Origin of the sequence: Arthrobacter sp. MYb224, from assembly GCF_002975455.1 — a bacterium.
Classification (GTDB): domain Bacteria; phylum Actinomycetota; class Actinomycetes; order Actinomycetales; family Micrococcaceae; genus Glutamicibacter.
In genome coordinates, this window is sequence record NZ_PCPU01000002.1 from 218,296 (window position 1) to 242,354 (window position 24,059).

20 protein-coding genes are annotated in these 24,059 nt (G+C 62.1%); 4 read left to right on the forward strand and 16 right to left on the reverse strand.

Features of this window, described 5'->3' with window-relative positions; all coding sequences use genetic code 11:
• Positions 1–40: 40 nt before the first annotated feature.
• From CQ017_RS04220 to CQ017_RS04240, 5 genes are all read right to left on the reverse strand, one after another.
• On the reverse strand, positions 41–1,567 hold the full coding sequence (locus tag CQ017_RS04220; RefSeq protein WP_105552657.1) for an ABC transporter ATP-binding protein: 1,527 nt from the start codon (positions 1,565–1,567) through the stop codon (positions 41–43).
• On the reverse strand, positions 1,560–2,411 hold the full coding sequence (locus tag CQ017_RS04225; protein WP_105552658.1) for an ABC transporter permease: 852 nt from the start codon (positions 2,409–2,411) through the stop codon (positions 1,560–1,562). The genes CQ017_RS04220 and CQ017_RS04225 overlap by 8 nt, the downstream gene beginning before the upstream one ends.
• A complete protein-coding gene (locus CQ017_RS04230) occupies positions 2,404–3,357 on the reverse strand; it encodes an ABC transporter permease (protein ID WP_105552659.1) in 954 nt (317 codons plus the stop codon). The genes CQ017_RS04225 and CQ017_RS04230 overlap by 8 nt, the downstream gene beginning before the upstream one ends.
• 1 nt (position 3,358) lies before the next feature.
• Positions 3,359–4,903: an ABC transporter substrate-binding protein gene (locus tag CQ017_RS04235; protein ID WP_105552660.1), complete on the reverse strand. Its 1,545-nt coding sequence runs from the start codon at positions 4,901–4,903 to the stop codon at positions 3,359–3,361.
• 216 nt (positions 4,904–5,119) lie between these two features.
• The gene (locus CQ017_RS04240) at positions 5,120–6,403 is read right to left on the reverse strand and encodes an MFS transporter (protein ID WP_181150495.1); all 1,284 of its coding nucleotides are present in this window, start codon (positions 6,401–6,403) and stop codon (positions 5,120–5,122) included.
• Between the two features lie 329 nt (positions 6,404–6,732).
• Between CQ017_RS04240 and CQ017_RS04245 the strand changes: the two genes are divergently transcribed.
• Together CQ017_RS04245 and CQ017_RS04250 are read left to right on the forward strand one after the other, a co-directional pair.
• Positions 6,733–7,392: a dihydrofolate reductase family protein gene (locus CQ017_RS04245; protein WP_105552662.1), complete on the forward strand. Its 660-nt coding sequence runs from the start codon at positions 6,733–6,735 to the stop codon at positions 7,390–7,392.
• A 141-nt stretch (positions 7,393–7,533) separates the two neighbouring features.
• A complete protein-coding gene (locus tag CQ017_RS04250; protein ID WP_219843912.1) occupies positions 7,534–8,904 on the forward strand; it encodes an NAD-dependent succinate-semialdehyde dehydrogenase in 1,371 nt (456 codons plus the stop codon).
• A gap of 65 nt (positions 8,905–8,969) precedes the next feature.
• On the opposite strand, the gene bcp is transcribed toward CQ017_RS04250, so the two are convergent.
• From bcp to CQ017_RS04285, 7 genes are all read right to left on the reverse strand, one after another.
• Complete coding sequence (gene bcp / locus CQ017_RS04255) at positions 8,970–9,449, reverse strand: thioredoxin-dependent thiol peroxidase (protein ID WP_374954788.1); 480 nt, start codon at positions 9,447–9,449, stop codon at positions 8,970–8,972.
• 405 nt (positions 9,450–9,854) lie between these two features.
• The gene (locus tag CQ017_RS04260; RefSeq protein ID WP_105552665.1) at positions 9,855–11,279 is read right to left on the reverse strand and encodes a GntP family permease; all 1,425 of its coding nucleotides are present in this window, start codon (positions 11,277–11,279) and stop codon (positions 9,855–9,857) included.
• Complete coding sequence (locus CQ017_RS04265) at positions 11,276–12,079, reverse strand: triose-phosphate isomerase family protein (protein WP_105552666.1); 804 nt, start codon at positions 12,077–12,079, stop codon at positions 11,276–11,278. The genes CQ017_RS04260 and CQ017_RS04265 overlap by 4 nt, the downstream gene beginning before the upstream one ends.
• Positions 12,080–12,085: 6 nt before the next feature.
• Positions 12,086–13,051 carry a 3-hydroxyacyl-CoA dehydrogenase family protein gene (locus CQ017_RS04270; RefSeq protein ID WP_105552667.1) on the reverse strand — a complete coding sequence of 322 codons (966 nt, stop codon included), beginning with the start codon at positions 13,049–13,051 and terminating at the stop codon, positions 12,086–12,088.
• Between the two features lie 44 nt (positions 13,052–13,095).
• The gene (locus tag CQ017_RS04275) at positions 13,096–13,563 is read right to left on the reverse strand and encodes a ribose-5-phosphate isomerase (RefSeq protein ID WP_105552668.1); all 468 of its coding nucleotides are present in this window, start codon (positions 13,561–13,563) and stop codon (positions 13,096–13,098) included.
• Between the two features lie 29 nt (positions 13,564–13,592).
• Positions 13,593–15,308 (reverse strand): dihydroxyacetone kinase subunit DhaL, encoded by a 1,716-nt coding sequence (gene dhaL, locus CQ017_RS04280; RefSeq protein WP_105552669.1) that lies wholly within the window; start codon positions 15,306–15,308, stop codon positions 13,593–13,595.
• 37 nt (positions 15,309–15,345) lie between these two features.
• Entirely contained in the window at positions 15,346–16,335 is a 990-nt protein-coding gene (locus CQ017_RS04285) for a sugar phosphate isomerase/epimerase (RefSeq protein WP_105552670.1), read from the reverse strand.
• 114 nt (positions 16,336–16,449) lie between these two features.
• On the opposite strand from CQ017_RS04285, the gene CQ017_RS04290 reads away from it, so the two are divergent.
• Positions 16,450–17,133 carry a GntR family transcriptional regulator gene (locus CQ017_RS04290; protein ID WP_105552671.1) on the forward strand — a complete coding sequence of 228 codons (684 nt, stop codon included), beginning with the start codon at positions 16,450–16,452 and terminating at the stop codon, positions 17,131–17,133.
• Positions 17,134–17,149: 16 nt separating this feature from the next.
• Here CQ017_RS04290 and CQ017_RS04295 read toward each other — a convergent pair whose 3' ends face one another.
• The 4 genes from CQ017_RS04295 to CQ017_RS04310 are packed head-to-tail and all read right to left on the reverse strand — an operon-like array spanning position 17,150 to position 22,664.
• Positions 17,150–19,537: a glycoside hydrolase family 3 N-terminal domain-containing protein gene (locus CQ017_RS04295; protein ID WP_308729553.1), complete on the reverse strand. Its 2,388-nt coding sequence runs from the start codon at positions 19,535–19,537 to the stop codon at positions 17,150–17,152.
• Positions 19,538–19,567: 30 nt separating this feature from the next.
• Complete coding sequence (locus CQ017_RS04300) at positions 19,568–20,404, reverse strand: carbohydrate ABC transporter permease (RefSeq protein WP_105552672.1); 837 nt, start codon at positions 20,402–20,404, stop codon at positions 19,568–19,570.
• Positions 20,404–21,324 carry a carbohydrate ABC transporter permease gene (locus CQ017_RS04305; RefSeq protein ID WP_219843913.1) on the reverse strand — a complete coding sequence of 307 codons (921 nt, stop codon included), beginning with the start codon at positions 21,322–21,324 and terminating at the stop codon, positions 20,404–20,406. Before CQ017_RS04305 ends, CQ017_RS04300 begins: the two co-directional genes overlap by 1 nt.
• A gap of 5 nt (positions 21,325–21,329) precedes the next feature.
• On the reverse strand, positions 21,330–22,664 hold the full coding sequence (locus tag CQ017_RS04310) for an ABC transporter substrate-binding protein (RefSeq protein ID WP_105552673.1): 1,335 nt from the start codon (positions 22,662–22,664) through the stop codon (positions 21,330–21,332).
• 332 nt (positions 22,665–22,996) lie between these two features.
• Here CQ017_RS04310 and CQ017_RS04315 point away from each other — a divergent pair, with 332 nt between their 5' ends.
• Complete coding sequence (locus CQ017_RS04315) at positions 22,997–24,010, forward strand: LacI family DNA-binding transcriptional regulator (protein WP_258133486.1); 1,014 nt, start codon at positions 22,997–22,999, stop codon at positions 24,008–24,010.
• Positions 24,011–24,059: the final 49 nt, after the last annotated feature.

A 24,059-nucleotide genomic window follows, 5' to 3' on the forward strand; every position in this document is an offset into this window, starting at 1 on the left:
CCTTGGCAGGGAGCACGGCAGCTGAAAAAGTTGACGCTGCTTAAATCCCGCTCGAAGCACTGAGCGCGGCGACCAGATCCTGGCTGTGTTCATGTTCGGCGGAGGCCAAGAAGTCGTCGAGGCTGCGATGCTCAACGAGTTCGCCTTCGTAGAAAACGGCCACGTTATCGCTGACATAGCGGATCACGTCCATGTCATGGGAAATGACCACCAGGCACAACCCCAGCCGATCGCGCAGCTCCAGCAGGAGGTCCAAGATGTGGCGCTGGGCCACGGAATCCAGCGCAGAGGTCGATTCGTCACAGATCAACACCTGCGGGGCGACCAGCAGGGCGCGGGCTATGGCCATGCGCTGCAATTGGCCGCCCGAGCACTGGCCAGGCTTTCGATCCAGCAGCTGCTGAGGAAGCCCAACCTGGGTCATGGCATTCTCAACGATCTTCGTGGCCTCTAGCACGGGCAATCGGTGCACCGCTGCACTCAGGCTCTTGCGAAGCGTCAGGGCAGGATCAAAAGACGAAAATGGCTCTTGCGCAATGACTTGAACGGCATTGGGCGTGATGTGTTCATGATGATTCAGGATCTGACCGCTAGTTGGCTTCTCCAAGCCGGCGAGCAATCTGGCGAAGGTGCTTTTTCCTGAGCCCGAACGCCCCACCACGCCGAGGATTTCACCGGCATGCAAACGCAGCGTGGTGGGTTCCAGAGCTGCACGGCCCTTGGCCCGGCGCGTGTAATTCTTGCCGGCCGAACGGGCTTCGAGGATGCATCCGGAACTGATTTCGCGTCGCTGCCGCGGCCCAGCCTGGGTCGCATCAACCAGTTCACGCGTTTTGGCGTGCCGGTCCTTGGAGAAGATCATGGCAGTGGGGCACTGGTCAATGATCTCGCCGTCGCTGACCACAACGATTCGGTCCGCGATATGCCGGACGCTGACGATGTCGTGGGTGATGAGCAAAATGCCCAGTCCGCGTTCTTGCTGCTTGCGCCGCAGCAATTCCAGAACTTCGGATTTCAGGATGGAATCCAAGGAAGAGGTAGGCTCGTCGGCCAGAATGAACTCCGGATTCCCCGCCAAGGCAATGGCCAGCATGGCGCGCTGGGCCATGCCGCCCGATAGCTGGTCGGGACGCTTGCCGGCGACCTCCGCGGCCGGGGCCAGCCCCACCTCATGGAGCAAGGCTTCGACCTGGGCCTCGTACTTGCGGGCCTTGCCGGCGCCGTGCGCGCCGAGGGCCTCGAGCAGATGCGCACGGACGGTGAGGCGCGGGTTCATGACTCGCTTGGGCTGCTGGAACAGCATGCCGATGCGCCGCCCGCGCACGACATCCATGCCCCTGTCATCAAGCTGGTCAATGCGTTCGCCGCCGAGCAGGATTTCGCCCTCGGCGCGCAGCTGCGCCGGCAGAAGGCCCATGATCGCCTTGGTCAGCAACGTTTTTCCGGAACCCGAGCGTCCGACGACGGCCACTAGTTCGCCGGCGCGCACCGAGCAGCTGACCTTGGACAGCAGCGATTTTTTTCCGGCACTGACCGATAATTCGATGATTTCAAGTTCTTTAGTCATTCAGATCCGCCTTGGCCCCGGCCGCGAGGACATCTTGCCCGTTGAGCGTTTGCGTGATGCGGTTGCCCAGCAGGGTCACGCAGAAACTCACCAAGAATATTGCCGCACCCGGTGCAATCAGACCCCAGGGCGAACGAGTTGCATGTGGTTGCGCGTCGGCAAGCATGGACCCCCAGTCCGACTGCGGCGGCTGGACGCCGATGCCCAAATAGGACAGCGAACCGAGCAAGACCAGCAACAGGCCAAAGCGCAACGCTGCCTGGGCCAGCACCGGGCCGACGACAAAGGGAAACACATGGTGGCGCAGGATGAACCAGCGTGAGGCACCCACGTGCTTGGATGCTTCTACATGGTGGGTGGAGAGCGACTGCACCGCCAGCGAACGCACCAAACGTGCCGTGGGAGTCCAGGCCACCACGCCCACGGAGAGCACCATGGTGGTGAATCCGGGGCCCATCACCGCGATGATCAGCAGCGCAATCACGATCTCCGGCAGCGCCAGCAGCAGGTCGTTGACCCGCAGGAAGATCTCGTCGAGCCAGCCTCCGCGCAGCGCGCTGAGCAGGCCCAGACAGGTACCCACCAGCAACGAGAACAGCGTGGTAATCAGCGCCACGGCCAGGGAGAAGCGTCCACCGTGAAGCACCCGGCTCAACGTGTCGCGTCCCAACGCATCGGTGCCTAGCAGGTGTGCCCAGCTCGGCGATTCAAGACGTTCGGAGAGGCTTTGCGCATCCGGGTCAAAAGGTGAAATCCACGGCGCCGAGATGGTCGCGAACAAAACGATGAGCAGGACGATCACCGGCGGGTTGAGCAACAGCCCGCGAAGAGATTTTTTAGTCATGGCGTACTCCAATGCGCACATTCGGGTCGCTGAGCCGGTGCACCAGATCGATGATCCCCGTGGCCAGCACGGCACAGGCCACGACCACCACAACCCCGCCCTGGGCAACCGGGATGTCGGCGTCCACGATGGCGTCGAAGATCAGCCGCCCCATTCCCGGGATGGCAAAAATGACTTCCACAATGACCGAACCGCCCAGCAGTCCCGCGAACCACACCCCGACCATGGTCCACAACGGAAGCAGGCCATGGGGGATGACGTGGCGGATCAGCGCCTGGCTTCGGCTCAGGCCGCGGGCCCTGGCGGCCAGCACATGTTCAGAATCCAGCGCGTGCTGCACGCCCGAGCGTACCGCCACGCTGAAAAAGCTGATCGGCCGCAGTGCCAGCACGAACACCGGAAGCACCAATGATGCGGGGGATTCGAATCCGGCCGACGGAAGCAAGGACCAGCGCACCGCGAAGAGCAAGACCAGCAGCGGAGCCAGCGCATATTCGGGAATGGCAATCAGCGCGTGGGTCACCGAGGTGATGATCCGGTCCGGCCATTGCCCGGCACGGGTGGCCGCAAGCACACCCAGCACTATGGAGACCAGGATGGCCACCAGCAGGGCGCAGCCGGCCAAAGCCAGGGTGACGCCAATGGCGGGCAGCACCTGGTCGACCACCGGGGTTCCGCTGACAAAAGAGACCCCCATGTCGCCGGTGAAGAACCGGCCAAGCCAGCGACCGAACTGCATCAGCATCGGGTCATGCAGGCCAAATTGCTGGGCATAGGCTTGCACCGCCGCCTCATCCGCGGCTCCGATGTCCATGCGCGCTCTGAGCAGCGCGCGCACCGGATCTCCGGGGGAGACAAAGGGTACGAGAAATACCGCGAAGGACGAAAGCAGGACCGCTGCGCCGAGTCCTACGACTCGGCGCAGCGCCGATGAGAGGGATAGCAACTTACTTGGTCTTCGCCAGATCCTTGGTCAACACGTAGCGGGTGAGCGGGTCCTGGACGTAGCCCTGGACCGAGTCGCCGACGGCGTCGATGGACTGTTCGTTGACCAGCCACACATTGGCCGCATCCTCGGCAAGGATGTCTCCCGCCTCGCGGTAGAGCTGGTGGCGCGTGGCCTCGTCGGTTTCGCTGGCCGCCTTGGCAATCAGTGCGTCGTAATCCTCATTGCAGTAATGGCTCAGGTTGTAGCCGCCCTGGCAGGTGTAGTCCGCCTGCAGGAACCCGATGGGGTCTGCAATATCGATCATGCGATTGCGCTGGCTCAGGATCATGTCGTACTTGCCGGCCAGTACATCTGGTTCGGCGGCGCCGTAGGACTTGGTGACCACGTTGGCCTGGAGGCCGATCTGCTTGAACTGCTCCTGGATGATGGCGCCGACCCCGGCGAATTCAGCGCGTTCGGTGATCGCGATAATCTCCAGCGGCTGATCTTGCGCATACCCGGAATCGGCCACCAGCTTCTTGGCTTCGTCCAGATTCAGCTGGGGGACGGCCAAGTCGGGATTGGCCCAGCTTTCGCTTGGCGCGAAGGGGCCGGTGGCGGGCTGCGCGGCACCCTCGTAAATGCTTGCGGCGATGGCGGGCAGGTCTAGCGCCATGGTTGCCGCTTTGCGCAGCTTGACGTCATTGAACGGTGCCCGTGAGTTGTTCAGGTAGAGCGTCGCGGTGCGTGGAGAATCGGTTTTGAGCACGCTCACCGAGTCATCCGATTCCAAGGTGGCCAAGCTGGTGGCCGGAATCGACATGGAGATGTCGGCTTCTCCGGTCTGGACCTGGGTTGCGCGCGTGGCGCCCTCGGTGATGTAGCGGATTTCGCCGCCGGCCAGTTTCGCGGTGCCGTTCCAGTAGTTCTCGTTGCGGTCCAGGGTCAGTGACTGGCCGGCCTTTTCGGAGACCGGGGTGAACGGTCCGGTGCAGTGGCCAAACGGGTCTATGCCCTTGGACGTATAGGCATTAGGGGAGAGGACACCGGCATTCACGCTTGCCATGCGGTAGGGCAACAGCGGATCAGCAGCTGGCGTGGTGACGCGGACGGTGTCGGCATCGAGAGCTGCGACCTTGCTGATGGTCTTGGGGTTGATGGCGCGTGCCGGCGCGGCGGCTTCGAGCACGTGGCTCAACGATGCGGCCACGGCCTTCGCATCCAACGCGCTACCGTCCTGGAACTTCACGTCCGGGCGGAGCTCAAAATCCCACTGCGTATCGGAAGACTGCTTCCATGATGCCGCAAGCATCGGCTCGACTTTTTTCTCGGTCTGGTCATACCGGGTCAGGGTTTCCAAGCACCCGGAGATGGACAGCACATAGGCATCATCGCTTTCCAGCGCCCAGTTGGACACCGGCGCGCGGAAATTGGCCACAACTACGCGAGCGTCTTGATCCGCGGCCTGCTCCGGTGCGGCATCCTGCGTGGAGGTACTGCAGGCGGTCAGCGCGAGTGCAACGGCCGCGATTCCGGCGGCTGCGCTCAAACGTCCAAAGTTCATGGAAATCCTTCGGCATTACGTAATGAATAGGCTTCTAAAGCATTAGGGCCTTGGTAAGCGTACCCTAATTAGCCGCACCGAGAGGCTGTCCTGAGCCCATAGAAAAAGCAGAGTAAAAACAGAGCTGTTTGATTGGAAGCGAGATAACTGCCTGAGTAGTGCGGAGTTGATGATTGGCGTGGAAATTCTGCGTCGTTTTACCTAATATGTCGTAGTTCACGAATGCCGGGCGGAGGTGCCGACTCGACGCACGAGGCGCGACGCACAAATGGAAGCCAAGATCAGCGGAACAACCAGAACCATCCATGGCAGGTATCCGGGCAGCAGCTCCTGGCCGGCCCGAGTCAACAGCCAGCCGATGAGCATATTTCCCAGCAGTACCGCCAGCCCGCCGCAACTGGACAGTAAGCCGAAGTAGGAACCGGTGGCACGTGTGCCGGCAAATTTCGGGACCAGGCTCAGCGCGGTGGGGTGCACGCTCATATGTCCCAGCGTCAGCAGGGTTACCGCGCACATAATCCGTGCCGCTCCGGGTTCGCCGCCGAAGGCAGAGTCGGGAGCGAACGCGAGTACCGCGAACCCGAGTGCGCTGAAGAGATACCCGAAACGCAAGGTTATGAACGGACCTAGACGGGTGGCGAGCCACGCAACGGGCAACTGCAAGGTCAGCGTCAGAATGGAAATCCAGGCGAAGACCAGGCCCAGCCACTGGGTGGGCAAGTCCATGCGCGCCAGCTCCAGAGGAATGGCCAAGTAGAGCTGGTTATAGGCCAACAGGTCCGACGCGTGCAAACCGCAGAACGCCACAAATCTGCGGTCTTTCAGGCATGCACGCAGACTGCTCTTCGGGATGCTTCGCTGCACCGAATCATTGCCAGCGCTCCGTGGGGAAATCCCTGGGGCATCCCGGCGCAGGTTGGCCCATAAGAACAGGCCGATGGCGACGAAGAAGACCGACCCGAATCCTGCGACGGTCGAGAAGCCCCAGCCCCATAGCGCCGCCCCGACCAGCGGTCCGGTGACCGCGCCGATTTCGCCGGTAATGCTCAGCCAGGCAAAAAGCGTGGTGCGTTTGGTTTCGGCCGGCTTTCCGCGTTCTCGGGCTGCTTGGGCCGCGGCCACCAGGACATTGAGCCCGGGAGAAAAAAGCGCTCCGCCAAATCCGGTCAGCAGGGTTCCGAGAACGAACATCCAAAGCACCGGGGTGCTGGCCCACAACGAGGCGGCCAGGGTGAAAAACCCGGCCGCGCGAACCGCGCAGCCGATGAGGATCATTTTTCGTGCGCCGAAACGGTCCGCCAGGCTGCCGCCGGCGAGGAAGAGTCCCTGCTGGGCGAAGGTGCGAATCCCTAGAATGAGTCCCACCGCGGTGCCGGCCAGCAGGAAATCATTGGTGAGGACGACGGCAAGAAATGGAACCACCGCGTAGAAGCCGATATTGAACAGCGTCTGGGTTCCGAGGAGAACGGGAACTTCGAAGCGAGGGGAGCTAGTTTTCATGGACCTTAGGGAACGCGTTGGGCCGCTATGACGGTCCTGCGATGAGGAAAACCTATGCATCGCGGTGCCCGCAGGGTAGGGAGGAGTACTGGGATCTCCCATATTATCCAGCTCAGAGTTTCTTGCGGGCAATCCATGGCTTCAGGCGTGGCACAAGGCGGCGGATGCTGCCCGCCGAGGTCAGCCAACTCGGTGGATTCGCTGGCCCAGGCCCCTTTCGGTTGTGCCCTCCAAGTGGAAGACTGTGGGCACAACTTCCGGCCGCATGGCTGACCAGCCCCGCGGTTGCCTGAAACGACAGTAGCCCACCTGGACGGGAAGGATGCGTCATGGCAAAACTCAGAGCGCATAATTTGAGCATTTCGCTAGACGGCATGGGCAGCGGGGTGAACCGCAACCTCGAAGAACCCTTCGGGCATGCAGGGGAGCGACTGCATGAATGGTTCATCCCCACCCAGACCTTCCAATCGCTGGTGGGCAACGAAATGCGCGTACCTCTGGACGAGGCTGCAGCCGAGGACGACGTTTTTGCCCGGAGGGCGTTTGACGGTCTTGGTGCCGAAATCATGGGTGCCGGAAAGTACGGTCCTCCGGGGTGGGAAGAAGACCCCAGCTGGTCCGGCTGGTGGGGAGATGAACCACCGTTCCATTCTCCGGTGTTCGTGCTCAGCCACCGGAAGCGTGAATCCCAGACGGTGGGGGAGACGACCTTCCATTTCATCGATGCCTCCCCGCAGGAAGCACTGAAAGCAGCCGTCGCGGCCGCCGGCGGGCTGGACGTGCGCCTCGGTGGCGGGGTGCTCAGCGTGCGGGAATTCTTGCGCGCCGGACTGGTGGACTATCTGCACGTGGCGCTAGTTCCGATCCTCTTAGGACGAGGTGACAGGCTCTGGGAGGGTCTTGAAGGGATGGAGCGGAACTACTCGATCGCATCCACTTCGACGAGCAGCGGGGTGACGCATCTGGAATTCACCCGGATCGAGTCCTAGCGAACCGAATGTGTAGCTTCTTCACGCGCCGTCTTGCCTTCGGGTGGGGCGGTGCTGGCAGACTGGGGTCAAATGCCATGGGATCGTCACCCCGGGGTATTCGGGCATGGCAGAAAAGCCACCAAGCGAAGGAGCATGAATATGTACGCAGTAACGAATCCTGCCACCGGAGTCGTGGAAGCAACTTACCCCATCGCCTCGGACGCGCAAATCCAGACCGCGATTACCACCGCCCATCAAGCCTATGGGCAATGGTCCGTCTCTGCGCTGGCCGAGCGCGTAGCCCTGCTCGAACGCGTAGCAGATATCTATGAAGCGCGTGCCGAAGAGCTCGCCGGGATCATCACCCGTGAGATGGGCAAGCCGAAGAAGCAGTCGCTCGGCGAGATCAGCATCGTGGTGTCCATCTACCGCTACTACGCCAAGAACGGTCCGAAGTTCTTGGAAGATGAAGAACTGGAAATTGCCTCGGGCGGCAAGGCGCTGGTGCGCAAGGAAGCGGTCGGAGTGCTGCTGGGCATCATGCCGTGGAATTTCCCGTACTACCAGGTGGCGCGCTTTGCGGCGCCCAACCTGATGAACGGCAATACGATCCTGCTCAAGCACGCACCGCAGTGCCCCGAATCCGCGCTGGCCATGGAGCAGATCTTCCATGAAGCCGCAGCGCCGCACGGCGCCTACCTGAACATCTTCGCCACCAATGAGCAGGCGGCCGAGATCATCGCCGACCGCCGCATCCAGGGCGTCTCGCTGACCGGCTCCGAACGCGCGGGCGCGGCGGTGGCGGAGGTCGCCGGACGCAACCTGAAGAAGGTGGTCCTGGAACTAGGCGGTTCTGATCCCTTCCTGGTGCTGCCCGACGTCGATGTGGAACGGACCGCGAAGCTCGGCATGCGGGCCCGCTTCGGCAATACCGGGCAGGCCTGCAACTCGGCCAAGCGGTTCATCGTGGATTCCTCGGTGTATGAGGACTTCTCCCGGGCGCTCGCCGAACAGGTGTCCGCCATCAAGGTCGGCGATCCAACCCAGGCCGAGACCTTCCTCGGCCCGCTGTCTTCGGCGGCGGCCCGCGAAGGTCTGGCGGAACAGGTGCAGGACGCCATCGACAAGGGCGCCACGGTGCTCACCGGCGGCAAGCGGATCGAAGGCGTCGGTGCCTACTACGAACCGACCATCCTGGCCGATGTCACCCCTGAAATGCGCGCCTTCTCCGAGGAGCTCTTCGGGCCGGTGGCGGTGCTCTACAAGGTGGACGGCGAGGAAGAAGCTATCGGGTTGGCCAACAATTCCGACTATGGCTTGGGTGCCTCGGTCCACACCAAGGACCTGGCGCGCGCCGAGCGGATCGCCGCGCGGCTGGAAAGCGGAATGGTGGCCATCAACGAACCTTCGGCCTCGGCGGCCGAATTGCCATTCGGCGGAGTGAAGCGCTCGGGGATCGGCCGGGAGCTGGGCAAGTACGGCATGACCGAGTTCATCAACCACAAGCTGGTGAAGGTCGCGGGGCGCTAGCCGACTGGTGAGTTTGGCAGCGGGCCTGTTTCCCAGAAATCTCTGGGAAACAGGCCCGCTGGTGGTTAAACGCCCAGCTTTTCGCGAAGCCTGGAGACATGTCCCTTCGCATCCACGGCGTATTCAATCTGGCTGATCGTGCCGTCCGGAGCAACCACGGCGGTGGAGCGCAGCGTGCCGACAAAGGTCTTTTCTCCGAAGCTCTTCTCGCCGAAGGAGCCGTAGGCCTTGGCCACAAGGTTCTCCGGGTCCGAAAGCAGCGGGAAATTCAGCGACTCGTCGGTGGCGAACTTTGCGATCTCCGCCGGCTCGTCCGGGGAGATGCCCAGAACTGAGTAGCCGGCGCTCTTCAGCGAGTTGAGATTGTCGCGGAAATCGCAGGCCTCGGTGGTGCAGCCTGGGGTCGCTGCCTTGGGGTAGAAGTAGACGATGACGTTCTGGCCTGCGAAGTCGGACAGCGAAACCTCTTCGGACTGTGCATCGCGCAGGGTAAATTCTGGTGCCGGCTGACCCGCAACCAATTTAACTGCTTGTTCTGACATCATTCCTACTTTCGTATAACGATAATTAGTTTTCATTCTACGACTAGTTTGGGTAGATCTCTAGGGCTTTCGGCCCCGGTATCCTGAGGTGCTCAATGATGCTCCTGTACATAGAACTAGTACATCGTGACTGTTCCGTCCGAGAAGTTGAATGACCTCGAACATACCAAGCGCGATGGGATCGCGCCGCCGACTTTCGGCAGCTAGCGGTTGGCAGGGCTTGGCTGGGCAACTGGGTTGCCCAGGGTTCAAGAACCTTGGGTCGCCGGGCCGATGCAATCCGGTTTCCGCGCCGTGGGTTCAGCGACTTCGACCTGGATGCAGCAAACTCCCCAGCGAACTTTTGGGTCCGCTGGGGAGTTTGTCAGTTAGGAGGCCGGTGATTCGGTGCCGGCCGGCCTAAACGCGCTAGGCAACCAAGACGTAGAGCAACCAGCACAGGGCGAAGCTCATCACTCCGACGGCGGTGGCGATGACCGTCCAGGTTGACAGGGCGGTCTTCGTTGACAGACCCAGGAAGCGGCTGACCAGCCAGAATCCGGAATCGTTCACGTGGGAGAGGGTGATCGCACCGGCGACGATCGCCACCACGATGCAGGCCAGCGCCAGCGGTGATTGGTCACCGGATGCGGCGACCGCCGGGGCCATGAGTCCCGCCGCCGTGGTTCCAGCGACGGTGGCCGACCCCTGGGCAACGCGCATGATCACGGCGATCAGGAATCCAGCCAGAATCAGCGGCATGCCGACGGCTTGGAGACTGGATGCCATGGCGCCTCCAATGCCCGTCGCCGTGAGGACGCCGCCGAAGATTCCGCCGGCGCCGGTGATCAGGATGATCGAGCAGACCGGGGCGAGGGAGTCATCGACGACCTTCTCCAGCGCCGAACCGATCGGGCCTTCGTGTGGCCGGACCAACAGCAGGTACATCGCCAGCAAGGCGGAGATCAGCAGGGCAATCGGGGTGTTGCCGAGGAAGACGAGAATCTGCGCCCAGAGGGCGTCCTCCGGGACCACGCCGGTGGCTTGCAGGGTCTTGATGGCGGTATTCATGAAAATCAGCACCAGCGGCAAAAGCAGCAGGCTCAGCACCAGTGCGAAGCGTGGCAGGACCGCCTGGTCCGCTTCCTGCCTGGTCCCGAGCAGTTCGGGTACGGAGATCCGCTGCGTCCGCGCCGCGAGGAGCAAGGAGAGCCGGTAGCCTGCCACGTACCAGGTGGGCAGGCCGACCAGCAGGCCCACCATGAGCACCAGTCCGACGTCGGCGCCGACGATGCCGGCCGCCGCGACCGGTCCCGGGTGCGGTGGCACGAGTGCGTGCATGACGAGGAATGCTCCGGCCGCCGGCAACGCGTACTTCAGCAGGCCGCCGCCGACCCGCCGAGCCACCGTATAGATGATGGGCAGCATGACGATGAATCCGGCGTCCAGGAAGATCGGGAAGCCGAAGAGCAGCGATGCCACCGACAGCGCCAGGGGCGCACGCTTCTCGCCGAAGAGCCCGATCAGCTTCTCGGAGATGACCTGGGCGCCCCCGGAGGTTTCCACGATCCGTCCCAGCACGGCACCGAAACCGACCAGCATGGCAACGTTTCCCAGTGTTTTACCGAACGGCCCGACGATGGTTTCCAGCAGGTCGGCGGCACTCACGCCGGCGGCGATGGCCGTGAGCAGGCTGACGATGATCAGCGAGAAGAACGCGTGCAGGCGGACCTTCATGATCAGGAACAGCAGCACGGCGATCGCCAGGACCGCGATCAGCAGCAGGACGGGCACGGGCAGCGTGGCCTCGGGTGCCGCGGCTGCGGCCAGCACGAGCGTGGACGGTGATGTCATGGGGTCTCCAGGTGAAGTTGGCGGGCGCGCGCCTCGTCGAGCACGGCGCCGAAGTTGGCCGGGGCATGGGCGAAGCGGCCCAGGAAGAGGCCGTCGGCCTCCGGCAAGCGCGGCAGCAGGCCGGGGCCGGCGCTGCCGCCGTAGATGAGCACCACGGGGGAGCCCGGCACGGTCAGCTGCCCCCGGATGATTTCCAGCACCGAGTTGACGTGGCCGGGGGAGGCCGGCGCGGCGGCGCCGATCGCCCAGACAGGTTCGTAGGCGAGCAGCACGGCGGACGGGTCGATGCTGGATTCCGTCCCCGTGCCCAGGGCCGCGGCGATTTGCCGCAGGCACTGCGCGGCGGCGGCTTGCGCAGCACCGCGCTCCAGCTCGCCGACGCACAGCAGCGGGGTCAGCCCGGCGGCGGCTGCCGCGCGCACCTTGGCGGCCACCACACCGTCGTCTTCGCCGAAGCCGGAGCGGCGTTCGGCATGCCCGATCTCCACGATCCGCACCCCGACCTCGGCAAGCATGCCGGCGCTGACCTCGCCGGTCAGGGCGCCGTCCGCCGCTGAGCAGTTCTGCGCGGCCAGCTGGCAACCGGTGCCCTCAAGGATCCGCGCCGCGGATTCCAGCACGGGGAAGGACGGCGCCGCAAAGGGAATCACGTCCCGCCCGCCGAAATCCTGGGCGCCCGCGCTGCGGGCGAGCAGCTCGCGGCGCACCCCCTCCAGCCAGGTGAGCGACTGCCGGTAGCCGAGGTACATTTTTGTGCTCACGCCGATGTAGAGGGAGCGCGGACGATCGATGACGGCCATGGGACGCTACTTGGCGGTGACCGAGGCCAGCGGCGCCGGACCGAGTTCCTTGAGCAGCTGGCCCATCTTGACGTAGGCCTCGTTGCGGTAGGCGATGAGGCTTTCGAGCTGATCGGCCGGGACGTCCAGGAATCCCCCGCCCGACTTGGTGCCGAGCTGGCCGGCCTCGATCTTCTCGGTGAGGATCGCCGGGGTGGCGAACCGTTCGGGGAAATCGGTTTGCAAGGACGTGTAGCAGAAGTTGTAGACGTCCAGCCCGGCCATGTCGGCAATTGCGAAGGGACCGAAGAACGGCAAACGGAATCCGAAAGTGGTGCGCACCAGGGTGTCAATGGCCTCGGCGGAGGCGACGCCGTCTTCCACCAGCTGGGTGGCCTCGTGGAAGAGCGCATACTGCAAGCGGTTAAGGACGAACCCGGTAACATCCTTGACCACGGCGGTTTCCTTGCCGGTGGCTTCGACATAGCCGACGGCCGTGTCGATCGCATCCTGCGAAGTGCCTTCGTGGGGAATGATTTCCACGCCGGGAATGAACGGGGAAGGATTGGAGAAGTGCACGCCCAGGAAGCGCTCCGGATTGGCCACTGCGGTCGCCATGTCGCCAATGGAGATGGTCGAGGTGTTTGAACCGATCACCGCGGTTGCCGAGGCGGCCGCGCTGATCCGGCGCAGGGTCTCGTGCTTGATATCCAGAACTTCGGGGACGGCTTCTTCGATGAAGTCGGCACCGGCGACAGCTTCTTCCAAGGAGGCCGCGGCAGAAAGGTTCCGTTTCAGGGTCTCGGTGGCACCTTCTGGGAACAGTCCGCGGGATTCGAAATCAACTGATTCGGCCAACAGGCGTTCCAGATTCTTCTGTGCGATTTCTGCCGAGGTGTCGGCCAAGGCTACGCGTGCACCGGCCAAGGCCAGCACCTGGCCAATGCCGCCGCCCATGTAACCGGAACCGATAATTGCTACTTTGATGTCCATGATGAGTCTTTCGTAGAAGGGGATTCGCTGACCCTATGGTGGGTTCAGTTGGTTTCGGGCTCGTAGGAGCAGATCGCATCGACCTTGGCCGCTGAGCCGCTGGAGGCATCAAACTGGTGGCCGAGCCATTCGGAGGCCAGCTTCTTGGCCAGCTCCAAGCCGATGACCCGTTGCCCGAAGGTCAGCACCTGTGCATTATTGCTGAGCACTGATCGTTCTACGGAATAGGAGTCATGAGCCGTAACGGCGCGGATGCCTGGAACCTTGTTGGCGGCGATGGCCACGCCCAATCCGGTGCCGCAGATCAGCAACGCGCGGTCAGCTTCGCCAGCAGCCACCCGCCTTGCAGCCGCGACCGCGACGTGCGGGTAGGCGGTGGAATCATCGGGACCAACCCCGGCATCCACTACGGATTCCACGCGGTCATCGGCTTCCAAGAAGGCCTTCAGTGCTACCTTGTAGTCCACTCCGGCTTCGTCATTGCCGATGATGATCTTCAGTGTCTTTTCCATGTTGTCCTTTTCTGTTGTGCTCGGTTGGGCTAGGCCAAGGTGCTGTTGGCATGCTGCGCGGAGAGACCGGCAACGATCAGCGCAAAGGAATACGCTCCGGGGTCTTGATGGCCAAGCGACTTCTCCGACAGCGGACGGGCACGACCCTTCTTCGGACGCAGATTCGAGGTTGCCAGGGCCGCTTCCCGGGCGGTGCTGGCGCTGCGTTCCAAGATTTGGCCCAGGGGCTGGCCGGCTTCGATGCCTTCCCGGATGGCTGCCGTGTAGGGGTGCAGGGCATCAACCATGGTCTTATCACCCAGATCCGTTTTGCCCAAGGTGATGACCGCATCGCTAAAGGCCTCGACGGCTTGGGCCAGGTCTGCAGGGCCGTACTGTTCACGGTTGCCCAGAGACTCACCGAAAGCGGTGATTCCCGCGCCCCACAGGGCGCCGGAGGTTCCGCCGGCCTTCTCGCTCCATGCTTCACCGGCGGCCGCCAGGACCTCGCGCACGCTCTGCGCCCCGGCGGCGGCTTGGGCGGCGCCGAGTGCTGCTTCGATGCCGCGGCGCATGCCGATCCCGTGGTCGCCGTCCCCGGCGATGGCATCGAGATCTCCCAGTTCCGCTTCGTGGCGCACGATGATTTCACGCGTAGTTTCCAGCAGGCTGGCCGCTTGCTGGCCGAGCTGCGCGGAGAACTCGGTGGCTGCTTCGTGGGCGAGCTCCGCAGTGTCGGCCACCGCGAAGGTGCGTCGAGCCGCGGTAGCGACGTTGCCGCGCCGGAATGCAGGTGTATCGGCAGGGGCGCGCCATAGCCGTTCAAGCTCCTCGTCCACCCAGAAGAGGGTCAGCGAGGCACCGGACATGTCCAGGCTGGTGACCAGTTCACCGCATTCGGGCTCAACGACCTGCAATCCGGCGGCGGTCAGCAGGCGTTCTACGTGTCCGAAGAGCACAAAGAGTTCCTCGTATTTCACCGTGCCCAGGCCATTGACAATAGGTACTACCCGGGTCCCGGCAGCGGAAGGACGCTCCTCAAGCAGCTGGGAGACCAGCAATTCCGCCAGCTCTCGGGAGGTAGGCAACTGATGGTCGGAGATTCCTGGTTCACCGTGGATGCCCAGACCCAGCGACATGCTCTGTTCTGGCACGTGGAACAACGGGGCTTCGGCGCCGGGCAGGGTGCAACCATCAAAGGCTACGCCCAGGCTGCGGGTCCGCTCATTGGCTTTCTCGGCCAGTCGGACTGCTTCATCGAGGTCTGCACCTTCTTCCGAGGCAGCCCCGGCGATCTTGAAGACGGTGAGGTCTCCGGCGATTCCGCGGCGTTCATGCCGGCGCTCCACAGGGGCGCTGGCAATATCGTCGGTGACCACCACGGTGCGAGTTTGGATTCCCTCGGCGTTCAATCGGTCTTGAGCCTGGCCGAAATGCAGCACGTCGCCGGCGTAGTTGCCGTAGCTGAGCAGCACCCCGCCTCCGGTGGAGGCGGCCTTGGCTACACGGTAAATCTGACCGGCCGAAGGCGAGGCGAAGAGGTTTCCGCAGGCGGAACCGGCGGCCAGGCCAGGGCCTACCAGCCCGGCGAAGGCCGGGTAGTGTCCCGAACCGCCACCGATGACCACGGCGACCTGGTTCCGCTTCATTTCGCTGGCACGAACCACGCCGCCGTCCACCCGTTCGAGGCGGTTGCGGTGGGCTGCGACCAAACCGTCGATGGCCGCATCGGCGAATCCGGTGGGATCGTCAAAGATTTTTGTCATGTCTTCTGGAACCTGCTTGTGCTTGAAGGGAAACGAGTTAGGAGGTTTGGAGTTGCTGCCGGCCCTGGGCTACGAGCGGGGTGCCGAGCTGGTAGCCGGTGGTTTTGGGCAGGATCTGCTCGCGCAGGTAGCGCTGGTTGGTGGCGCTGACGCTCAGTCCGTCTCCGCCGTAATGCTCGGTGCAGATGATGCCTTGGAAGCCGTTTTCGAGGGCTACCTTGAAGGCTTCGCGGTAGTTGATCACGCCGGTTTCCAGCGGGGTTGGCATGGCTGAGAAATGGCCTCGGGCCAAATTTTCATCGCGCTGGTAGTTCTTTACATGCCAGTAGTTGGCATAGGGCATGGTCTTGGCGATGAGCTCATGGATGTCCTCGATGGGGCGGTGCACCCGAACCAGATTGCCCAAGTCCGGGTTGAGCCCGACGTTGGGAAGATCGATGTCCTGCAGCAGGCGCACGGCCGAGTCTCCGGTGCCGATGTAGGTATCTTCGTACATTTCCAAGGAGATCAAGAGGCCAAGTTCTGCCGCATGGGTGCCGAGTTCGCGGATTCGGGAGACCGCTTTATCCCAGGTTTCACTATCGCCCACCGGATCTTGATGTCCTTCAACGGTCCAGAACCACAGTTGTTCGCGCTGGGCGGGCGTCAGGGCCTGATGCAATCCGAAGGAGACGACTTCGCAACCCAAATGGGCGGCGGCTTCGAGGGTGCGATGGCTGTAGGCGAGGTTGCCTTCCCAGCTTTTTTCATCGATCACGCTGCGTCGGATGGCCGAAATGGCTGGTGCGCCGACGCCGGCGGCTTGCGCGGTGGCCTTGAGCTCATCGAGGCGTTGTGCACTGAGGTCTCCGGGGCGGACCCAACCATCAAAGAGATCAACGTTGGTGAATCCGGCTTCGCGAACTTCGGTGAAAACGTCCAACCACACCGATGCGTCGGCTTCTTGGACTGTGCCACCAGCGGGCAGTTCGTGGGGGAACTGCAGTAGGGCTGCGGTGATCGGCCAGTCGGCTGCTGTATAGGGCATTCTGCCTCCAATATTTGAATCCTATTTCCTATAGGATCTAGGAAAGTGTGATCCGTGTCAATAGTTCGACCTGAAAGTAGCGCCAATGAATGCCGACGAATATATGATGGTTTGATGGCCTCCGTCTTTTCCCAAACCTCGCTGCCCTCACGCCAGGTTCTGGCCGATCGCGTGTATGAGGAGCTCCTCGCTGCCCTGATTGATGGGCGGTTTGAGGCTAATGCCGCGCTGAGCATCGACGGAATTGCCCGTGATCTAGGTGTCTCGCCGACACCGGTGAGAGAAGCCTTGGCGCGGCTGGAACATACCGGGATGGTGCGCCGTGCTGCGCTCAAGGGCTATCGGGTGGCTCCTTTGATGACGGCAGAGGAACATGGCCAGCTGGTAGCCGTTCGAAAACTTATCGAAGCTGAGAATGCGGAATTGGCCTGCGCCCGGGCTGACGGGGAAATGGTGGAGCAGCTCGCCGACACCATCGAGCGGTTGCGAACCGCGCCGACCGGCGGGTCCTACAGCGAATTCCGGGATTACTGGAAAGCCGATGAGGACTTTCACCGACTCATCGCAGAATTTACCGGCAACCCCTTTTTGCTCACTGCCTTCCAGGCCCTGGGTGGACAGGTGCAGCGCTTCCGGCTCTTCGCCGGACGCGGCGTCACGGATGCTGACTGCGCCATCTCCGAACACACCAAGATCCTGCTGGCCTTCCAGGCCGGGGATCCGCAAGCCGCCCGAGCAGCCATGGAAAAGCATCTTGAAGGTGTCGGGCGGCGAGCGGTGGAAGACAGCAGCGAATAGCTATTCGCCGGCGAAGCTAGGCCCCGCTGGGTGCAGCTTCCTGGAAATGGGGTGAATCCACGGCGTTCACCTGCACCGGCGTATCCATGACTCTTCCTTCGGGCACTTCGCGTACCTCTCCAGCAATCGTGAAGGAACCGGTCAACGGCAATTCCTCGCTGCTGTTGCCAACTTCCACGGCAAAGCTGCCGGGCTCCACAATGCGTTGGTTCTCCAGCCCGGTGAACGAGGTGCGATCCGCATGCACCGTGAAGCTCACGCGCTTGGACTCGCCAGCCTTCAGCGCCACCTTCGCAAAGCCGGTCAGCCAGCGACGGGGCCGAACTACCGAGGCGACCTCATCTCGCAGGTAGAGCTGGATGACCTCCGCTCCCGAACGATCGCCGGTGTTGGTGAGCGTCACCGAGATGTCCACGGTACCGTCATTGGCGATTTCCGCATCCGAAATCTGCAGATCGCGCAGCTCGAAATCGGTATAGGACAGCCCGTGCCCGAAGGGATACAGCGGCCGTGGATCAAGGTTGGAGACACCATCGGAGTACCAACCCAACGGGGGTTGGAGATAGGTGCCCGGCTGTCCGCCAATATGATCGGGAATCTGCACCGGCAGCTTGCCCGAAGGATTGACATCTCCGGTCAGTACCGAAGCGAGAGCCGGTCCGCCTTCCTCACCTGGCATGAATGCCTGCACAATTCCGGCCGCCCGCTGCGCGAAGGCACCGAGGGAGTACGGGCGTCCGGTCACCAAGACCAAAATGGTCGGAGTGCCGGTAGCCAGAACGGCTTCCACCAGGTCAGCCTGCCGGCCCGGCAACGAAAGATCCACCACATCGCAACCCTCGCCGGAGGTGCCACGGCCAAAGAGGCCCGCGAGGTCACCCACGGTCACAATGGCCACCTGGGCCGCGCGAGCCGCCGCTACCGCGGCGGCAATGCCGCTGTCATCCATATCGGTGAAATCGACACCGCGCTTGTAGCTGATCTCGGCTCCGGCCAGCGCCGGAGCCGAGATCAGCGAATCAAGGATCGTAGGCAATTCGATGCCATGCACATCTTCGCCGAAGAAGCGCGAGAGCACATGGTTGGTGAAGGAGTAGCATCCCAGATGGGCTCGCGGTTGGGTGGCCGAAGGGCCCACCACGGCGATGGATTCCGGGGCCGATGGCCCACCAAGCGGCAGCAGCCCGGTGTTCTTAAGCAGGATGATGGATTCTTCGGCCATCTTGCCTGCATGGGCGCGGTTGGCTGCCGAGTCGAAATCAACCTGATCGCCTTCCCAATCCGCTTCCGGCGACCAATCCGCATTGAGCAGCCCGAGCTCGGCTTTTTGCACCAGCACGCGGCGCACCGCGGTGTCCAGTATTTCGGCGTTGAGCCGGCCGTCGGCCACGGCTTGGGCCAGATTGCGGAAGGCATTGGTTTCGGGAAGTTCCACGTCCATGCCGGCGGCTAGTGAAACAATGCCCGCTTCATCCTGGTCCTTGGCAATCCGGTGCATGGTCTCGAGGAAGCTGATGGCCCAATAGTCCGAGACCACGGTGCCGGTAAAGCCCCAGCGTTCACGCAGCACTTCGGTCAGCAGCCGGTGGCTAGCCGCGGGGGTTTCGCCATCGATATCGGAATAGGAGTTCATCACCGATTTCACACCGGCTTCGCGCACCGCACGCTCGAAGGGAGGAAGGATGACATCCTCGAATTCACGATGCCCAATGGTCACCGGGGCGTGGTTGCGTCCGGCACGGGAGGCGGAGTATCCGGCGAAGTGCTTCAACGTGGCGTGGACACCGGAGTTCTGGATGCCGCGCACATAGGCGGTGGACAGCTCAGAGACCAGATGCGGATCTTCGCCCAGTGTTTCTTCTACCCGGCCCCAGCGGTAATCGCGCACCACATCAAGCACCGGGGACAGCCCGAGGTGCACTCCGGCCTTCTTCATATCCGCGCCGATGCGCGTGGCCATCTCATTGACCAATTGCGGATCCCAGCTGGCACCCCACGCAATCGAGGCGGGGTAACAGGTGGCACCCAAGGTGGTGAAGCCGGTCAGGCATTCTTCATGAGCCAATGCCGGAATGCCAAAGCGGTTTGCCGCCACGACCTTGCGCTGCAGCTCGGCCAGACGTGCCCGGCCCGCGGCCGGATCACGCGGGGCTGAACCGAAAGCGCGGGTGATCTGTCCCAATCCATCGACAATCTCGGTGTCGAAACTGGCTTGGTCCTTGGAGAAGGTGTTCTCCATTGGGGCCACATTGCCTTCACCATTGCTATTGCGCTCTGCCGGTCGAATCCAGAAGGAACCGAGCTGGGAGACCTTTTCTTCGATTGTCATCTCGGCCATCAATGCCTCGACGCGGGTGGAAATAGGCTGGCCGGTGTCACGCCAGATCGAATTCTCGTAGTTCACAAGGTTCCTTTACAGAAGTTTTTTTGGGGGTTACTTGCTGAAGCCAGCAGTCAGGCCTGCCACCAGCTGGCGGCGGCCGACAATATAGGCAGCGAGGAGAGGGACGCAGGAGAGGACCACTGCGGCAAGCACCGCTGGGATGTCTACCGCGAATTCGCCCTGGTAGGTCCACAGGGACAGTGGCAACACGCGCACTTCCGAGCTCTGGGTCAGGACCAGCGGGAAGAGGAAGCCATTCCACACCTGCAATGCGTTGTAGATACCTACGGCCATGATGGCCGGCTTGGACAAGGGCAGTACCAGCAACTGGAACATCTGCCAGTGGCTGGCACCGTCCAGCGTCATTGCCTCGTAGAGCGAGGAAGGCACATCGCGCAGGAAGTTGGTCAGGATCAAGACGCTGATCGGAATGGCGAAGGCGATGCTCGGCAGGATCAATGCCAGCAACGAGTCATACAGACCCATTTTCACGATCATGTAATAGACCGGGATGATGGTCGCCTGGATGGGGATCGCAATGCCCAACAGGAACAGCCGGTGGCTGAATTTCGCGAAAGCGCCGCGGTTGCGCACAATCACGTAGCTGGCCAGCAGCGAAATGATCAGCACCACGCCCACTGACACGACGGTGACCAGCGCAGAGTTGAAGAAATACAGTGCGAAGTCGTTTTCCAGGACCCTGCCGTACGCTTCGAAGGTGAGATTCTGGGGCCACGCCAGCGGGTTGGACCCGAAGTACTCTTGGCGCGGCTTCAGGCTGGTGACCACGATGTAGTAGATCGGCACTACGGTGACCAGCAACCAGAAGGTCGCCGCGAGGCCGCCGGGAACGTTCGGCGCGTACCCGGTTTTGATTTGCGATTTCATTAGGCGCCCTCCTGCTGGCTTTCCATCTGGTCGGTGCCGCTGAATCTGTTCAGCAACAGTGAGACCGCCAAGCCCACCACCACCAGGATCACCGCGATGGCGCTGGCCGCACCCATTTGGTAGCTGCGGAAACCGGTGAGGTACATATCCAGCGGCAGGATGCGCGTGGCATTGCCCGGGCCGCCGTTGGTCATGACGAACACCAAATCGAAGTAGGTCAGGGACCCGACAATCATCAGGGTGGAGCTGGTGATGACCGTGTACTTGATCTGTGGGAGCGTGACCGAGAAGAAGGTGCGCACACGTCCGGCCCCGTCGAGCATGGCCGCCTCATTCATGGAGGTGGGAATCTGCTTAACGGCTGCTTGGTACAGCAACGAGTGGAAAGGAACGAAACACCACGAGATCACGAAAATCAGTACGTAGAAGACCAGGTCGGTGCTGCCGAGCCAGTCCTGGCTCAGCAGCGCAATGTTGAAGGCCTTGGACAACCCGAAATTCGGGTCCAGCAGTGCCTTGAAGGCGATGCCCACGGCGGCTGCAGAGAACAGCAGCGGAAGGAAGTAGAGCACCGAGTACACGGCACGGTACTTCTGCTCGCCGGCCATGAACACGCCAACCAGAATGGAGATCGGTGCCTGGGTGAGGTAGCACAGCACGGTCATGGCAAAGGTGAGCCACATGGCGTTCAGGGTGACCGGGTTGGTGAAGGTTTGCTGCCAGTTGGACAGGCCTGCGAAGGATGGGGTGCCAAGCCCATCCCAGTGCATGAACGAGAGCACGGCCACGCCCAACAGCGGAACCAGGGCAAAGATGGCAAAGAAGATGAGCGCGGGCGCCAGCAGCCATGTGCTCGGGCCGATGTTGGTGCCGAGCCGTCGGCGCGAACGCACGGGTGCGGTATGGGATTTCATCAGCATGGGGGCTACTTAATGGTTGCGTTCATTGCTTCTACAAACTGCTCCGGGGTGATGGAACCCTGGAAAATCTGCGACAGGTTGGTCAGCAGGACCTGGGCCTGGTCGGGGGCCAGAGCCTGGTCCCAGGAGAGCTGGAAATTGGGTGCGCTTTGTACCGACTGGTAGGCGTAGCCCAGGAAGCCTGCGTCCTCACTGGCGGCAATGGCCTCTTCGGCGCCGTCAACCGAAGGCACCAGGCCCAGGCCGATGAAGCTCTTAACCGATTCTTCGTTCAGCGTGTAGTCGTTGAGGTATTCGAAGGCCGCCTGCTGGGCTTCTTCGGAGGCATCGGCCGAAACCGACCAGAAGTTGGCTGGGTTGCCCACGATATTTGATGGATCGCCCTTGCCACCATCGATGGTTGGGAATGGTGCGAAGCCCAGATTCTCTTCCTCATACCACTGCGGGGCATCGGCCTTGAATCCGGCGTATAGCCAGGAACCCTGCAGCAGCATGGCGGCCTTGTCGGTGTGGACCAGGGCGGCGTCGGCGTTGGCGTCGGCGACCACCGAGCCGTAGGAGTCGCCGAAGCCGCCGGCCTCGACCAGCTCCTGGATCTTGGTCAATGCTTCGGTGACCGCCGGGTGGCTCCAGGCATTGGGTTCATTGTTTTGGATGGCCTGGAAGACCTCCGGGCCGCCGATGCGGTCGGTCAGGTAGGCGATCCACATCAGGTAGGGCCACTGGCTCTGTCCGGCGACAGCGAAGGGGATGATGCCCTCGGCCTTGAATGCCTTGACCACGTCGAGGGTTTCCTGCCAGGTGGCGGGGGCCTCGACGCCTACCTGTTCGAAGAGCTTCTTGTTGGTGTAGAGCACCACTGGCTGGGTGCTGTTATTTGGGACGGCGTACTGCACGCCGTCAACTTCACCGGTCTTCTCGATGGCCTCGATGGCACGTTCTTCCAGCGCATCGACCTTGCCGGTCAGATCCACCACATTGCCGTTGGCCACATAGTCAGCCAGGGTGCCACCGGACCAATTGAAAATCAGGGTCGGGGCGTTGCCGGCACCGACGGCGGTGCGGACCTTTTCCTTATAGGCATCGTTGGCGAAGAAATCGGCGGCGATGGGCTGTTCCTGATTCCTTTCATTCCACTGGGCGAAGGAATCCTTGAATGCGTTCTGCTGGGTGCCGGTCAGTGCCCAAGCGGAGAATTCGCCGTTGGCTTCTCCGCCCGGCTGTGCGCCCCCGCAGGCGGCCAAGGCCAGCGGGGCAATCATGGCAGCAGAAACCAGCAGCCGTCGAGGGGTGCTGAATTTCCGCGAGGAAGAGGAGGGCAAGTTCTTGGCGTTGCGCATTGCGGGATTCCTTTGCTTGGCAGGGGAGAGACAACGTTCAACCGACACGTATGAACGAAAGTTTCGGAAAGTTAGCGACGGTGGAGAAAGGTTATAGTGTGGCCTAGGTCTCGTCAAGGGGAATTGGCCGAAACGTCGGGTTCCCAAATTTTCGGCCGGGATAGGTGGGGAGGGTGCGTGGAATTCTCATTTTCGTTCATTTGTTCCGTAGACTCATGGCGAAAGTTTCGTAGATTTTCTTGACAGATTTGCGATATATTATGTCGTGCATCACAGATGATGTCAGTCGGGTGCTGAGCGTTCGGCGGAACGCATGATTAGGAGGTGGCTCTGTGGGTATTCGCCTTCAGGACGTTGCTGCAGCCGCAGGTGTGTCAATGTCTACGGCTTCAAAGGCACTTAATGATCGCGGGGACGTCAGTGAATCCGTGCGTCGAAAAATTGCGGCAATTGCCGAAGATCTGGAATATGCGCCCCGCCCTCGTTCGAAAGCGAACAATGGAAGCAAGCGAGTGGTTATCGTGTTCGATCACTTCGACAGCCCTTATGCGGCAACGGTGCTGAATGGGGCGATCCGCGCTGCGAAGCGTGCTGGGGTGGACCTGGTGAATACCTGTATCGAGGGGGAGGCTCGGGGGCACGATGTGCTGTCGATGGCTTGGCTTCGCGAGCAGGTGAAGAGCGGTGTGGCCGGGTTGATTCTTGTTACGACCTTCCTGGAGGACAGCAAGGTCCGCTGGTGCCGGAGTCATGAACTGCCGGTGATCGTCATTGACCCCTCCGCCCCCAACGCGGAGCATATGGTCTCCATCGGAGCCACCAACTGGCAAGGTGGAAAGCAGGCAACCGAGCATCTGCTTGCTCTGGGCCACCGAAGAATCGGATTCGCTAGCGGCCCTCGTCATTCCGTGCCGGCAGGCGAGCGACTGCAAGGCTTCCGCACCGCAATGCAAGAAGCCGCCGTTCCTGTTGATGAATCCCTTATTGCCGGCGGTAGCTTCAGGCCTGAATCTGGACGTGCCGCAGCGTTGAAAATGCTGCATGCAAAGAACCCTCCGACTGCGATCTTTGCGGTTTCGGATGATGTGGCACTGGGTGTGCTGCGTGCGGCGGAGGAACTGGGCGTTGGAATTCCCCAGAAGCTCAGTGTGGTTGGCTTTGACGATGTAGCTGCTGCGTTGTGGATGTCTCCGCCGTTGACCACGGTGCGCCAGCCATTGGATTCGATGGGGCAAATTGCCGTGGAGCGGCTGCTGGCGTTAGTCGATGATCCGGGCAGGTTTGCCCACCCTTTTCAGCTGGAGACCAAGCTCGTTGTTCGCGAGTCAACAACCTCTTTGAAATAGCGGCGCAAGGTATCGAGCGGGGGTTTTAATGGGTGTTGTTCGACCGCGT